Below are 15600 nucleotides of genomic sequence, written 5' to 3' on the forward strand. Positions count from 1 at the left end.
ATTTTGAATTTTGACTGATAACTTCTTAGAGCTTTAGGAAAGAAACTCAACTTACCCAATCTAATTTTTTACAAAAACTTATAAATAACTGCTCCTGTTTCAGGGTGATTTTCCATTTCAATTAATCCGTCTTTATATAAACTTTTTAACAGTTCTTTCATTTCTGGTACTGTTTTATTTGTGGCAATAATACAATCTCCTATAGAAATTCCTTCTGGATGTTTCTTTGCCAATTCAAGAATAATTTGTGTGTCTGACTTGGGAGGATCTTTTTCTATTACTCTTTCTATTTGTTCCTGGGGTAAGTAATTAAATGTTACATCTCCAGAATAGAATCGTTTCTTCAGTATTTTCAGATTTTTCTGTTCTACCATTCCAGGAATAAAAAATAAATCCAAAAATTGACCCATTCCTAATAAACCTAAGGTGGCTAACCAGATAGTACCTGTGAAATATTTACCCGAATAAAATCTATGTAATCCGCAAATACCTAAGAAACTAGAACACCATAAAAGGTAAGCCATACCTATATTTCTAGTTTCATCTGTTTCAAGTGCTTTAGGATTGTTAACAATTTTAGATTTGTTCATTTTTTTGCTCCATAAGTCAATACAAAATTCTATATAAATTTTATGAGCTGAATTGACGTACCAAACTAACATCTATATTTTCAATTTTAGCACAGCCACTCAATGCCATTGCCACTTCTAATTCATCGCGCAATAGCTCTAACAAATGATGTACTCCTGCTTCTCCATTCACTGCTAGTCCCCACAAAACCGGACGCCCAACTAAAACGCCTTTTGCCCCTAATGCTAATGCTTTGAGAATATCTGTACCCCTGCGTATACCTCCATCCATCAGTACATCAACTTGATGTCCCACTGCTGCAACTACTTCTGGGAGAGCATCAAGAGTAGCGATCGCTCCATCTAACTGTCTACCTCCATGATTAGAAACAATAATTCCTTTTGCCCCATGTTCTACTGCTCGAATGGCATCATCTTCCCGCAAAATTCCTTTAACTACTATAGGTAATGATGTCAATGACTGCAACCAGTCTATATCTCTCCAGGTAAGAGCTGGATCTAGTTGATCAGCAACATAAGCAAATAACCCAGACTCATCTTCTGTTTGAGGAATTTCTAAATTTGCCATCGATTTTAAATTAGCTAATTCCATGTCAGATGGTAAAGTAAACTTATTTCGGCGATCGCGTTCTCTTATGCCCAAAATTGGCGCATCAACTGTCAAACACAATGCTTGATAACCTGCAGCTTCAGCTCTTTCTACTAAAGCACGAGTGAGAGCACGGTCGCGATGTACATAGAGTTGAAACCAAAAATTTTTTGGCACATTTGGAGCTAATGCCACATCTTCTAAACTTTTAGTGGACATGGTACTTAATACCATTATTGTACCTAAATCTGCTGCTACTCTTGCTGTTGCTAATTCTCCTTCTGGATGTGCTAAACATTGAAAAGCCATAGGGGCAATTAAAATTGGCATTTTAATATGCTGTCCCAAAATTTTTGTAGTTAAATTTCGCTGGCTAACATTTACTAACATTCGAGGTCGTAGTTTATATCGTTCATAAGCAGTACGGTTATCTTGTAAAGTAATTTCATCCCATGCGCCACTAGCATAATAATCTTGTGCCATTTGAGATAAATGTTGTATTGCCAAAGATCCATACTCGAAGATATTAATTGGTTTGTTCATTATTGTTGGTAATTGGTAATAATTAAATGGTAATTGTCAACAGTTTCAATAGTGTTTGTAGGTCTGATGCTGTAAATGAGAAAAATTTATCTAATACCTAAGTTAAACAAAAGACAATTTTGCGGAAATTGAACGTGAATACTCACTACTAAATCTCGTCATAACTAATTATCAAAATATTATAAGTTTTGGATAAAAAATTAATTTATATCGTATCATAATCTTGTACTATTTAGAGTATATTGCTTATCGAAAAAATCATGGTAAATTTGAATACTAACGATCGTCTCAAGCGAGAGATACTAACAAATTCTAAAATAATTGCCGTGGTGGGTCATTCCGATCAACCAATTCGTACTAGCTATCAAATTGCTAGATTTTTACGAGAGGTAGGTTATAAAGTTTATCCTGTTAATCCAGTAGTTAAAGAAATTGATGGTCAGCCTAGTTATGCTGCTTTAACAGATATTCCTGAACCTGTGGATATTGTTAATGTTTTCCGCCGTTCTGAATATTTACCAGAAATAGTAGATTCAGCGATCGCTATTCATGCCAAAACTATTTGGACTCAGCTAGGTGTTAAAGATTGGCAGTCAGCAAATAAAGCATTAGATGCAGGTTTAAATTTAGCAATGGATGTTTGTATTAAGGTTGAGTATTTGCGACTTCTTGGCTAATCATTTGCTGATTTTTATCTAGTCTTTTGCCCAAAAAAAGTAAAAATCCATAGGCAATTAAATTTTCACCAATTAGTTCAAAAAATTCTTCAAAAGCAATGCGAATTTTTTCAATAAAACTCATTAAAAAATCTTGTGTAAATAATAAACTAAGCAAAGGTTGAGCAATATCTTTAAAAATTTCAGCTCCAAATCCTCCAATGGCAAAAATCAGCATTCCTAGTAATGCTAAAAAAGTTTCTCGACGATAGGAACGCCACAAGAATTGTAAGTCTGAGTAAAAGAGAATCAAAGGCATAATAAAAAGAACTATATATATTTGCAGCCAACCACGTTCGCCTAACCAAGGAATCCAGTTTTTTAGTTGTAGATGAATTTTAAATACTTCATCAATAGCGCCGTAAATTAAGAGCATAGCAAAGGTTAATTTAAACCAATTAGAAGGGGAAATTTGAGAATGCCATTCTTTGAAAAGTAATATCAAAGGTATCAATCCAATTATCAATAAATGTAATGCTTGTAAGAGAGAAGAAATAGTCATTTGACCGTTCATATCAAATAGGGGATAGGATTTACCCCTAATCAAGATACTGCCAAGATAAATTAGAACTAATAAAAGTTCAAAAATAATGAAGCCAACTAGCAGGAAATTTAGAGTTTTTTCGTATGGCGATTTCTGAAAGTTGTTAAGGTCGAACATTATGATTAAACTCTTGAATATTTAAACTCTTTATAACAAAAAAATTACGACAGATTCTGTGGTATATAAGGTACAAATATTAATGATAAAGTGTGGGTATCTTGCCCACCACAGATGTACCTCACTGATGATCGGATTTTTTATATCAAGTAACATTAATAACTGCAATGTAGGTAGGTTGCATACAACCTCCCTACGAGGTTGGGTAAAGATTGTTTATTACAGTTATTTAATGAGACATGATATTAATCCTATGTAACTCATCTATCACATGGATTTTACTAGCAGCAGCAATAATAATGGACTTGTAAAAGTTGATAGGAGTCCCGATGATGGCGATTTTGTGTATTGATATAAAATGCTTATCAAAAAAGCATCATAGTCTAAATTTAGCTCATTAAAGTTGTGTAAGTCCCACTACTAAATTCAATAGCTCTACACTTCTGTATATCTACTTAAAGCTGACAAACATGAAATCCTTAATTACGGATAAATACTTATAAAAAAGTTATTTTGTCAGTGATCTAAATCATGACTTATCCGTTATTTTATCAGTATGTAGGTTGATACAAAGCTTATACTGTAAATGTGGCACATCAGTAATAATACTGTTGAGAGAAGAAGTTCTTATAAGTTGATCCAGAAGGATTTGTGAGTTAATAATTCACAAAAGTTTAATTAGAACAGGTCTCTATGCTGAAAAATATTCATTAAGTATTGTGGAATATACTGAGATGAGAAACCCTTTTATAAAAATAACCTCTATAACTATTAGCACTATTCTTAGCTGTAGCACGATTAATATAAATTCAGCACAGGCAGCTAATAATGCCTCAGAATTTTTTTTAACCGCTCAGGCAACTCAAACAGACATTAAAATAGAACCTACAACTGTAATTGATGATGTTATTAACTCAAAAGCTAATAAAGCTAATAATGAGGCAATAGCAGTTACAAAACTTATAATTTTACTGTTACAAAAAAGTAATTTAAAATTAAAGTTTATTTACACTTACAGTCAAACAGACTTGATGATGGCAAAGGTAGGAAATTTGAAATATAGTCTTAATCCTGATCAAGAAACTTCTCAACCACTAATAGATCCAGGTACATTATTGGGAATAGGATTGATTAGTCTCAGCTATTTACTTGCAAAAAAAAGACCCTGATAAATTATCAGAGTTCAATATCAATATATTAAAAAAATCTTTGAAGTCAAAAATTGTTTAATATTTGAATTTAAGTGACATACTCCCACACTAACCTGACGGTATAGTGTGGGCTTCTCGTTTCACAGTCCCGGTATCCCGTCGGACTCCACGAGCTTTAAGAACGAGATGCCCCACCGCTCTTTTTGCACATAAAAAACTGCTCACCTAGTTCCGCAATAAGATTTTACGTTTTCCCACAGTTGACTAGGAATTCGGGACAACAACCCCATATACTATTAAATTTTTATGGTTCATTACTGGCGGCGATGAGCTGCAGACCAGCATAGTTCGATGATAACATAAAAATTTGTAAATTAATGGGACATCGAGTCCCATTAATTTACCGCCGATTCATCTCACGCTATAATCTGTGATTTGGCGTGAGGCTTCTCAGTGATTTAGCTAATTATTTTCTGACTCTTCTACCTGAGTTTCAGTAGAATTTGATTCTGGAGATCCTTGTGCTTCAGAATCAGAATTAGCTGAAACTTCCTGCTTAATTTGATCTTTAAATCCCGCAGGAGCTAGCTCTATTGCCAGATTAAAAAGCTCTTGAGCAGCTTCATTATTACCTTGCTCCCTGAGCATAATTGCCTTAGCTAAAACAGGCCGAAAATCTTCAGCATTGCCCTTCATTGCTTCATCATAAACCGCGATCGCCTCATCGTAGCGTTTCTGCTCTGCATAAACCTGCCCCAAAATCAACTGCACTGAAACCACATCAATACTGCCAACTTCCACTTGATTTGCTTGAGGAGCAGCTTTTAGTGTATCCTGCAATAAACCAATAGCAGCTTCTGGGCGCTCCTGTTGTAACAACAAATTAACCAAACCCTGCAAAGCTTTTAAATTTCCAGGTTTAGCTGTCAGAAGGGAACGATAGATTTGAGCAGCACCTTCACGATCGCCCGTATATGTCTTAGCTTGAGCCAGCAGTACATTATAATCTGTATTACCAGGATTTAGCTCAGACAATTTTTCTAATGGAGGTATAACCTCCTCAATATTACCCTTGCCTGATTGAATTAACTCCAACTTAACTTGTAAAAGTCCTTGTAGTGCAGTTTGATTATCTGGTTCCCTTTGTAAAACTAACTCATAACCCCGTGCTTGTGCCAGCAGATCTGCTTCTCGATCTGCTACAGGAGTCTGAGTTGAAGATGGAGTGGATTGACCATTATTTTGATTGGCCTCTAATAGTCCCCCTAATAAAGGAGATAGAGAAAATCCTAAAAAAGCAATTATTACCAACACCACCACTGCCATCAAAAAACCACGACGTTTATCTACCATGAGATTAAATTCGGTTCTACTGAACTTATTCACCTTGTGACATACTCCCACACTAAGCTGACGCGCATTGTGTGGGCTTCTCGTTTCTCAGTCCCGGTATCCCGTCGGACTCCACGAGCTTTAAGGACGGAATGCCCTACCGCCCTGTGTTTTACATTTCCGGCAGCATTTTGATCACGACACATCACAATGCCACAATGCAGACAGGAATGAACTCTATCTGATAATTTTTTTGAAAGCTTTTCACCACAATTTGAGCAATCTTGGCTTGTACAATTGGGATTTGCAGCTATTGTTTTCTGCCCAGCTTTCTCAGCTTTGATAGCAAGAATAGTTAGGAATTGTCCCCCAAATCGCATCATTGATTGATTTACTCAAATGAGTTTTAGCTAGTCCTTTAATATTTAAGTTTTCATAAGCAATCACTTCATTTTTTGATAAAAGTTCGTTGATTTAGCTAAATTTTCTCCACTGGCTGAAAATCTGTGGTAATTCCACCTAATAAAAGCTTTTGATTAATTTTCAAACTTTGCTACTCTATTCAATTATTTTCGGTATATTTTCAGGTTAATGGATTTCTGAACTACTTTTCTAGTCAACCTACTCTTAAAAGTTTTTTACAGGATTTCAAGACGGAGAATTAATGATAATTCAATTAAATTAGCTTAGTTATTGCTTTTGTTATTGTAGCAAGCTATCAAATATTTCCACAATTTATTTATTATGGATATGTCCAATTTTTTTCATTTCCTACGATATACTAAACGAACAAGCTAAGTTAATTAAAGAATTATTGAAAATTTACGGATTAATCAACAATATCATTGGATTAATAACAATAGTAAGGTTAATCATCCTACCTGATACTAAATTTTTTCAAGTAGGCTGAAATAAAAGTTGCTCGGACTACCCGATAAAAATCAAAAATTATGGCTTTAGGTCTTGCTTGAGCAGTTGCTCAAAGAAACCTAAAATTTTCATAATATATATTAGAGTTCCAACCTAGGTTAATTAAGTCCGATTTTAGTCTAAATCTTGAGCGATATCAACAACTCAGGCAAAAATAACTGTGTTATCGTTGGATATCTGGGCATTTAAACTAATTATTGACTGACCTAAGACTGAGACTTCTAATATAGTATTTTTCTATAATTCCCATTATATATAAGGGATGTATCTGTGCCCCTAGGAATTTTTTATGAATTCTTCTATTAATCACTCCTACAACACAAATAATTCTACAACACCGAACCAGGCCCACCTTAGTGAGCTAGCTATTCATGAAGTAGAAGGTAAGGAAAGCCTCTCTATACCAATTCATGGTCAAGTTGATGAGGGCTTTGTAAAATCAACTAATAAATCTTCAGGTAAAGAGATGGCCAAAGAAAATGATAGAAATATTGATACTTTAACTGTGACAGATAATCAGCCGTTAAATTCTTCAGAATCTAAAGATTTAGATCGAAATGAAATTGATACTCCTAATCAAGATAATACCATTGTGCGACAACATCCAATTGCTCCCCCAAGCGAACCAAAACAGTATCGAGCTATAGGTTTAGTTCGAGGTCGTTATCAACCTTCTACAGAACAATTTACACGGGGCAATTTACAAACTCCAGATGGTTCAGAAATAGATGCTGTATTGTTAGGTCGGGTAATGAGTCTATTAAAAAATCATCTAGACCTAGAGGAAGAACATCTGTGGGTTGTTTATCCTCGTACTAGACAAGAAAATGATGACCTACATATTCAAATTATGGGGGTATGGGAACCAGAAACCCTCAGAAAAATCAAAAATACTGAATCAAAAGATGAAAAACAAGATAATGTTATTTCTTCTTTGACTATTTCTCCCACTGCTGAAGATAATCAAAGTGAAGAAATACCACAAACATCAGAAGATATAGATAATTATCAACAAACTACTATTGTTACTGATGATGGAACTCAAACAGATAGTTTATTAAGCTTAAATGATGGTTATTTTTCCATACGAGGAGAAGTAATTTATCAATCTCAAGAAGAAGAATATATAATAGTTAGAGTTAAACAATCTCCTCGCAAAGATGAAGATACTCCCAGATTTTTCAAACTGAAACTAAAGGGGAATTTAGGCGATCGCCCATTGAATCGTTTCTGGGATTTACATATTAAAAGGCAGGATACATTTCTTGTCATTCAATATGCTAATGATATAGGTAGTCTATTTGTTAATAATCGTCGTAAGCCTCCATTTAAAGGTCGTAAAACATTTAATGATAATAGAAGAAGTAATTATTCTCGCAGACCTACTTCCCAGAGTTATAATTCGGCAAATTCAGCTCCAACTAGAAAAGAACCTATTCCTAAACCTACTAAAAAAAATAAAAATGCAGATGAGTAGGATAATTTATTTTTGTTTTGTTTAGAGTTTTGAACGACAAAGTTGTGAGATTTTTATCATCATTAGCATACTTGAAAAACAAGAAAGAAAGGAGCATCTAATAAATTATCAATATCTTTAATATTAAGTATAGCGCTGTGGGCAGGCAACAGGCAAAAGAGGGAATAAAAAACCGATAATATAAGACTTTTAGCTATTGGACAGTTCCTGTGATTTGTAAATATGCCAGCGCACATTGCTATACCTATGCCAAATTAATTTAATATTTGTAATTAATTTAATATTTGTAATTAGGGGGTAGGGAGTAGGGAGTAATATCATGTCCGGATAATTAGTGATGAAAAAACTTTCTCCTTTTTTTCCTTCTTCTTCCCTATTTTTTTCTCCTGAGTCCTGAGTCCTGAGTCCTGAGTTCTCCGTAGTTTATTTATAACTGTTCAACCAGACATGATATAAGTAGTAGGGAGTAGGGCACAAAAAATATACCTCAGTCATAAGAAGTATAAAATTAATGTGGCTTCACTACTTATTGCCTATAGCAAACCTATGACAAATTAATTTAATATTTGTAAGTACAGAGTAGGGAAAACAAAATATACCTTAGTAATCAGAAGTATAAAATTAATGTTGGTTGAGTGCTTATAGCCTATAGCAAACTTAATCAATAAGTAGACAAAATTCAACACGAAATAACAGTAGTAAGTAAATTTCTCCAAACTATTCTGACTCGTACCATTCTGACTCCTAACTTCTGTACTACACTAATCAAAAAACTCTCTTAACTCTATATCCTTACACATAAAGGGTCTAATAACTCACCTTCTACAAGGTGTTGACAATTGATTGGGTTGATAAGACACAAAATTGCAGGTCGTTGACTATCCCCATCCAATTTTTCCAACAAACTCAGTCCTAAATCGCTTTTTCCTTCTTCCTTCTTTCCTTCTCTCCTAGATAACTAAAGTCTTCTTCCTTCTTCCTTCTTGAATCAAAATTAACTTTCTAGAAATGGTAAAAAAGTTCTATTCATAGGAATTGGAGCAACTGATTCAGTTAGAGTAAATTCTCCCGCTTTAATCCATTGTTTTAACTCTAAAGCAATTTGATGAGAAAGAAAAAAACTAGCAAGAGGAGCACATCTAACAAATTTGCCCTCTATTTTTATACGACCAGACTTGAGTTGAGCATAACTAACTAAACCAAAAGTTGGACGCACCCGTCGGGGAATAGAAAAATCTACTACTGGTGCAACAATATCTTGGTCCTGAATAGTGCAGTTCGCCACTACTTTCTCATTCAAAACAGGTAAAGGAATGCCCACACCCAACATAATTGAGGGACCATGATTTTTGAAATAGCAGCCACGCACCCATTTAGATTGCATTTGTTTAGCGTCTCCAATTAAGGCCAAAGTAGCAGCAGGTCCAATGGGAGTACGATTAGGTAAACGTTTTTGCAAAGGAAAGTGTTGAGTACCTTCCCAAGTTATATATCCAATACCGCCGCCCAAAAATATGCGGGTACCAAGACCAATTACTTGTAAGTCTGGGTCATTGAATAGCGGAGAGATAGCACCAGTATTAGAATAAACTGCATTGCCTAAATTTGGCATTAGAGGGCCAAGATAGGTGAATAGAGGGCGATCGCCACCGTTCACACCAACTATAAAATTTTGATATAGATTTCGTGGATTGAATAAATAAAACTGGTTAATTGTTTCACGGGTAATTGTAGTTTCAAAGGTAGCTCTAGGATAACAATCTGTTACTTGACCAATTGCTCTAAGATGGACAGGTTTACCTGCAATTAGGTCTTCAATTACATGACCACCACCTCTTTCTTTAGATTCTTCATTATCTTCAGGTATTTGAGTAGCGCCAATATATAAATCTACAGCCCCAAAGCCCGAATAAGCAGAAATACCATCTAGCCAGCAGGAGCGAATTTTAATTGGTGGGTCGGTATGTCCTAGATTAATGATGGCTCCAGAGGACTCCATTTGCTCAAAAGTCCCGGTGGTAATTACATCAACTTCTTTTGCTACTTGGGTAATACTGGTTTGAGCAACTCTAGTTTTTATTTCTGTTATTGTGGATACAACGGCTTTTTTGTTGATAATTTTGTCGTTAATTTCAGCAATTGTTCTCATCAGGAAATAATATTTTTTGTGACAGTTAATATTGTGACAGTTAATGTGGTTTCAAAATTAACTTTCTTTGTTCAAGGGAAGAAGGAAAAATCTAATTCAATAAAGTTTAGTTTTATCTAAATACGACTATTATTGCGCTTCGCCTCTCTTTGAAATTATCCCCTCACTTCTAGTAATTTCAGCATAAAACTACAAATTTAATCAGGGGTTACAGTATTTCGGTAAGGTTCAAATAAAGCAGTTGTTGTGGCGAAACGACATAATAATTCTAATGCTTCTGGGTTTCCTTGAAGTTCTGGTTGGTAAGCATTCAGCCGTCAGCCAGCCTCCTATCGGAGGAACTGCGTTATCAGCTATCAGCTATTGCCTTTAGTTTACGATCAAAGCTTTATTAATTGTCTTACTACAAAAATTGGTTCCCTTGAGCTTAAAGTCAGTTGTTAATTTAAACACTGTTCTTAAAGAGAAAGTCTTTTTGCTGTTAACGCAGTTCCTCCGCAGGAGGCTAGCTGACAGCTAATAGCTGTTTGCGCAGCATTCCGTAGGAAATGCTTACTCTGGTTGTGGTGAAAAAAACATCTATTTGCCTAGCTTCTCCCCGCACTTCACGGAGTGCTTTTACTTCACCAATAGTTGATAGTAATTCTTCTAAATATTGTTTAGCAAATTGGTCATAAGGGAATCTGGTCATCAAATTTTCTTGCTTTTCTAAAATTTCTCTGAAATTGCCTAAAAACTAGCTTTCTGTCCCCTCTATTCCACATTCTGAATTTGTCCCCAAAGTCGCCACCCCAATAATATCCCTACAACTATTGGAGGTGTGAGTACAGCAATAATGGCGTTGGTTGCTGTGGAGGGAATGGAAAGATAGGGGCCAGCATATTTGATCGAGAGGGAAAGTCCAGCAGAGAGAATTAGAACTTTGAGAATGAAAGTTATTTGATTATTCATATTACGATGTTACGATCAATTCTTATATCAATCAAAATTTAATCTATTCATAAATTATACAGAATAAGTATATTTATAAATCAGCATTACCAATCAAAAAATTATGAACTATCAAGAATCAGAACTACAAGCAAAAATTCGTCAACAATTTGATGTAGTAACTTATCCTAGAATACCTGTAGAAAAATCTCCTAAAGATGGCTATGAATTACTTTATATTCATAATCTAGTTACACCATATTATCTGAGAAATCAAAAAGTAATAGAAACTGAAGGTAAAGTAATTTTAGATGCCGGATGTGGCAGTGGTTACAAAGCATTAGTATTAGCAGAAGCAAATCCAGGAGCGAAAATAGTTGGCATTGATATTTCTGAAAAATCTGTAGAATTAGCTCGTCAACGTCTGCAATATCATGGTTTTGAAAATGCCGAATTTCATGTATTGCTCATAGAAGAATTGCCAAATTTAGGTTTAGAATTTGACTATATTAATTGTGATGAAGTGCTTTATTTATTGCCAGATATAGTGATTGGTTTACAGGCAATGAAATCTGTTTTAAAACCTGATGGAATTATTAGAACAAATCTCCATAGTTCTCTACAGCGACATAACTATTTTAAAGTTCAAGAAGTTTTTCAAATGATGGGATTAATGAATGAAAATCCTGGAGAAATGGAGATGGAAATTGCGCGAGAAACTCTTGCAGCTTTAAAAGATTCAATCATACTTAAACGACAAGTTTGGAAGCCAGAAAGGGCACAATATGAAGAATGGATGCTGAGTAATTATTTATTACTGGGAGATAAAGGTTTTACTATCCCTGAAGTTTTTACTGCTCTGAAAAATGCTGATTTAGAGTTTATTAGTATGGTTAATTGGCGGCATTGGGAAGTAATAGATTTATTCAAAAATGAAGATGATTTGCCAGCTTTTTTAGGAATGAGTTTGCCAGAAATTTCTGTGGAGGAGCGACTACATTTATTTGAGTTATTACAACCTGTACACCGTTTACTGGACTTTTGGTGTGGCCATCCTCAACAAAGCCAGTCTTTTTTGCCTGTTTCAGAATGGACTGACTCTGACTGGCAAAAGGCCAAAGTGCAGCTACATCCTCAGCTGCGAAACTCTCAAGCTAGAGAGGATTTGATTAACTGTATCAATAACCATAAACCTTTTGAAATTAGCAGTTATATTAAATTGCCCGCCTGGATACCTATTCATATAGATAGTAGTATTGCTATTTGTCTGCTTCCTTTATTTGATGGTGTTTCTACTATTGAGTCTTTGGTGGAAAGGTGGATGAAGATTAGGCCATTAGACCCTATTACTCTGGAAACTGTAAGTCAGGAGAGAGGTTGGGAAGAAGTTAAGGAATTGTTGGATACTCTAGACCCATTTCTGTATGTGCTTTTGGAACGTTATATGGCCTGAAGTAGTTAGTAGGTTGGGTAGAACGATAGTGAAACCCAACAAACTTCAATGGTGTTGGGTTAATTGGTGTTGGGTTACTCCTACGGAAAAGCAAGCTACGTCCCTCAACCCAAGCTACTGCTGAAAAAAAATTTCTAGGGAATGATATGAAATTTGGGAAAGGTGGGTAAGTTAGATTCAGGAGATAAATTTTATTTGTCCAATTTTTATAGGAGAAAAAATGAAAACTGAATTTAAGGCCAAATTCCTACAGCACGTTGCTAGGAAGAAAAAAGAAGAGGGTTTTACCCTGATTGAATTGTTGGTGGTTATCATCATTATCGGAATTTTGTCTGCTATTGCACTGCCTTCTTTCTTGAGCCAAGCGAACAAAGCCAAACAAGCAGAAGCTAAACAATACATTGCTTCTATCAATAAGGGACACCAAACGTACTATGCAATCAATACTCAGTTCGGTCCCAACATTGAGTCATTAGGGATTGGTATCAAGACTGAAACTGCTAACTACAGTTACACTACAACAAACGCAGTAGGAAATCAGGCCACTTCTGATGCTAACCCAGCGCCGGGCTTGAAAAGATATGGTGGTGCTGTAGTTCTAGTGGCTCAGGCAGGTACGGGAGATAAAACTACAGAAACTTCTCTGTGTGAGAGTCTAGTTGCAAACTTTGGTACTCTTTTCGCCGAGACAGACTGTAGTGGTAACGACTGGAAAGATTCTGGTGCATAATAGCTTGGGAAAAAATTTGGTAGTATATCTTAGCTAAATCAAAAAGGTAGCGTTTTTTGAACGCTACCTAATTTTTATGTTTATTGGCGGAAATTATCCAATGATATCTGATCCTCACAACTTACCCACTTCCTCTGTAGCTCTGCAACACGAAGCTAATGAGTGCCTCCTCAGCGGAGACTATGCTCAAGCAATAAGTATTTATGAAGAAGCAATACAAGCACAACCAGAATGTAAACCCAACTATTGGTATTTGGGGCTGAGTCTGCTGTTGCAGGGGCAAGAAACTGAAGCTCAGACAACCTGGCTATTTGCAATGGCAGATGGTGACTCAGAAGAAATAGAACGTTGGACATCAGAACTAGCAGAGGTATTGCAAGCTGAGGGCGATCGGCAAGAAAATTTAAGCAATTACTCTGTTGCCTGGGCTATCCGTCAGCATTTACGGGAGATAGCTCCAACTAATATTAATAACCTATTACATCTACTTTTGCTCTCCATAAAACTAGAGATGAATATCCGCGAAATATTGACATCTCTAGAACTAATAGAAATGTTGCAAGCAGAGGAGATAAATGCAGAACTAGATTCAGATTTGTTATTAACAGTTTTACGGAAAACTTTCAGTTACGCACCAATAGAGCCATTATCCTTAGAATTGACCGCCGCTTGTGTTTCTCATGTAGATGAACCCCCAAGATTAGTATCAATTCTACTGCCATTAGTATATGAAATAGCCTACTCTTTTAAAGCTCCCGAACTGGCAACTAAATTTTGTAAGTTAGGTTTAAGGGTAGATCCTCAAAACTTAGAACTCCTCAGAGCATTAGCTTCTTTTTACATATACGCTGGCGAACACGCAAAAGCTATAGAAACAGCTAAGTTGTGTTACTCTCTTGTAGAAGAACTGCCAGAGAAAATTTATAATAGTTATTTGCTGCTTAAAGGAATAATGAGCGCTGGTAGTTATGAGGAAGAAGTTTCTTTATCGTTCAAACAACACGAATTACTGATAAAATCCTTAATTGAGCAACAACCAATAGGACTTCACAACTCTACCGTTCTTCGCTTATATAGTGCCGGATATTTTTTTCCTTATTTTCGGGATAAAGCTGAGACTAATCTCAGACTTCGCAATCAAATTGCTCGTGTCTGTCAAGCAAATATAGAAGCAGAAAAAAGAGAGAAAGTAGAGCGCTATCGTCACAAACTATTATCAATCAAAAGCACTGCATCCTTAACTAAGCGACTGAAAATTGGATATGTTTCCCATTGCTTGAGAAGACATTCAGTAGGTTGGTTAACTCGTTGGATTTTTCAATATCACAACCGCGAGAAATTTGAAATTCATGCTTATTTAATCAACTCTCTGCGTCAAACTGACCATTTGCAAGAGTGGTATTTAAAGAAAGCCGATGTTGCATATCAAGGAGGGCTAAAAAGTCAGAATGAAATAGCCGAACAAATTAATCAGGATGAAATTGATATTTTAATAGACTTAGATAGTATTACTCTGACTAATTCCTGTGAGATAATGGCACTGAAAGCAGCAGCAATTCAGGTGAGTTGGCTGGGATGGGATGCTTCGGGAATACCAACTATAGATTATTTTATTGCTGACCCCTATGTTTTACCAGAGTCTGCACAAGATTACTATCAAGAAACTATTTGGAGACTGCCTCAAACCTATATTGCTATTAATGGTTTTGAAGTAGATGTGCCGACTTTGCGACGGGAAGATTTAGAAATTCCTGGGGATGCAGTGGTTTATTTCAGCACTCAGAGGGGTTTCAAACATCATCCTCAAACTACAAGATGGCAAATGAAAATTATCAAGGAAGTGCCAAATAGTTTTTTCTTGATTAAAAGTTTTGGGGATAAGGAATCTCTCAACGATGCCATTATTGAAATTGCAGAACAAGAAGGTGTAAGTATGGACCGCCTACGATTTTTACCAGAAGTACCATCATCAGAAATTCATCGAGCTAATTTGGGTATTGCAGACATTGTTTTAGATACTTATCCATACAATGGAGCGACAACAACATTAGAAACTCTGTGGATGTGCATTCCTATGGTAACGCGGGTTGGTCAACAATTCGCTGCCCGTAATAGTTATACAATGATGATGAATGCTGGCATTACTGAAGGTATTGCTTGGAGTGATGAAGAATATGTAGAGTGGGGAATTAGATTAGGGAAAGATGAAAAGTTGCGTCAGGAGATATCTTGGAAGTTGCGCAAGTCAAGACAAACTGCTCCATTGTGGAATGCTAAACAGTTTACCCGGGAAATGGAGAAAGCTTACGAGCAAATGTGGCAGAGGTATATTGAGGGTGGGAGTTGATG

Annotated in this window: 14 protein-coding genes; 6 read left to right on the forward strand and 8 right to left on the reverse strand. The window is 35.7% G+C overall.

Annotated features, from left to right (window positions below):
- Positions 1 to 68: 68 nt before the first annotated feature.
- Entirely contained in the window at positions 69 to 590 is a 522-nt protein-coding gene (locus F6K15_RS03430; protein WP_293057003.1) for an NINE protein, read from the reverse strand.
- Between the two features lie 40 nt (positions 591 to 630).
- Entirely contained in the window at positions 631 to 1722 is a 1092-nt protein-coding gene (locus F6K15_RS03435; protein WP_293057006.1) for an alpha-hydroxy acid oxidase, read from the reverse strand.
- A 260-nt stretch (positions 1723 to 1982) separates the two neighbouring features.
- On the opposite strand from F6K15_RS03435, the gene F6K15_RS03440 reads away from it, so the two are divergent.
- Complete coding sequence (locus tag F6K15_RS03440) at positions 1983 to 2399, forward strand: CoA-binding protein (protein ID WP_293057009.1); 417 nt, start codon at positions 1983 to 1985, stop codon at positions 2397 to 2399.
- Here F6K15_RS03440 and F6K15_RS03445 read toward each other — a convergent pair.
- Positions 2368 to 2940: a hypothetical protein gene (locus F6K15_RS03445; protein WP_293057011.1), complete on the reverse strand. Its 573-nt coding sequence runs from the start codon at positions 2938 to 2940 to the stop codon at positions 2368 to 2370. The genes F6K15_RS03440 and F6K15_RS03445 overlap by 32 nt on opposite strands.
- Before the next feature lie 893 nt (positions 2941 to 3833).
- Between F6K15_RS03445 and F6K15_RS03450 the strand changes: the two genes are divergently transcribed.
- Positions 3834 to 4268, forward strand: coding sequence for a hypothetical protein (locus F6K15_RS03450; RefSeq protein WP_293057013.1), 435 nt, complete (start codon positions 3834 to 3836; stop codon positions 4266 to 4268).
- A gap of 444 nt (positions 4269 to 4712) precedes the next feature.
- Here the strand turns inward: F6K15_RS03450 and F6K15_RS03455 are convergent, their stop codons facing one another.
- Both F6K15_RS03455 and F6K15_RS03460 read right to left on the reverse strand, forming a co-directional pair.
- Positions 4713 to 5603, reverse strand: coding sequence for a tetratricopeptide repeat protein (locus tag F6K15_RS03455; RefSeq protein WP_293057146.1), 891 nt, complete (start codon positions 5601 to 5603; stop codon positions 4713 to 4715).
- Positions 5604 to 5632: 29 nt separating this feature from the next.
- Positions 5633 to 5965: a transposase gene (locus tag F6K15_RS03460; RefSeq protein ID WP_293057015.1), complete on the reverse strand. Its 333-nt coding sequence runs from the start codon at positions 5963 to 5965 to the stop codon at positions 5633 to 5635.
- Between the two features lie 836 nt (positions 5966 to 6801).
- Here F6K15_RS03460 and F6K15_RS03465 point away from each other — a divergent pair.
- Entirely contained in the window at positions 6802 to 7989 is a 1188-nt protein-coding gene (locus F6K15_RS03465) for a hypothetical protein (protein WP_293057017.1), read from the forward strand.
- Positions 7990 to 8983: 994 nt separating this feature from the next.
- On the opposite strand, the gene F6K15_RS03470 is transcribed toward F6K15_RS03465, so the two are convergent.
- The 3 genes from F6K15_RS03470 to F6K15_RS03480 all read right to left on the reverse strand — a co-directional run bounded on the left by F6K15_RS03470 (position 8984) and on the right by F6K15_RS03480 (position 11089).
- Positions 8984 to 10138 carry a homocysteine biosynthesis protein gene (locus F6K15_RS03470; RefSeq protein ID WP_293057020.1) on the reverse strand — a complete coding sequence of 385 codons (1155 nt, stop codon included), beginning with the start codon at positions 10136 to 10138 and terminating at the stop codon, positions 8984 to 8986.
- A gap of 505 nt (positions 10139 to 10643) precedes the next feature.
- Positions 10644 to 10829, reverse strand: coding sequence for a hypothetical protein (locus tag F6K15_RS03475; RefSeq protein ID WP_293057022.1), 186 nt, complete (start codon positions 10827 to 10829; stop codon positions 10644 to 10646).
- 62 nt (positions 10830 to 10891) lie between these two features.
- Entirely contained in the window at positions 10892 to 11089 is a 198-nt protein-coding gene (locus tag F6K15_RS03480; RefSeq protein WP_293057024.1) for a hypothetical protein, read from the reverse strand.
- Positions 11090 to 11192: 103 nt separating this feature from the next.
- On the opposite strand from F6K15_RS03480, the gene F6K15_RS03485 reads away from it, so the two are divergent.
- From F6K15_RS03485 to F6K15_RS03495, 3 genes are all read left to right on the forward strand, one after another.
- On the forward strand, positions 11193 to 12521 hold the full coding sequence (locus F6K15_RS03485; RefSeq protein WP_293057026.1) for a class I SAM-dependent methyltransferase: 1329 nt from the start codon (positions 11193 to 11195) through the stop codon (positions 12519 to 12521).
- 220 nt (positions 12522 to 12741) lie between these two features.
- Positions 12742 to 13251 (forward strand): type IV pilin-like G/H family protein, encoded by a 510-nt coding sequence (locus F6K15_RS03490; RefSeq protein WP_293057028.1) that lies wholly within the window; start codon positions 12742 to 12744, stop codon positions 13249 to 13251.
- 100 nt (positions 13252 to 13351) lie between these two features.
- On the forward strand, positions 13352 to 15598 hold the full coding sequence (locus F6K15_RS03495; protein ID WP_293057030.1) for an O-linked N-acetylglucosamine transferase, SPINDLY family protein: 2247 nt from the start codon (positions 13352 to 13354) through the stop codon (positions 15596 to 15598).
- Positions 15599 to 15600: the final 2 nt, after the last annotated feature.

Source organism: Okeania sp. SIO2B3 (assembly GCF_010672525.1).
Classification (GTDB): Bacteria; Cyanobacteriota; Cyanobacteriia; order Cyanobacteriales; family Microcoleaceae; genus Okeania.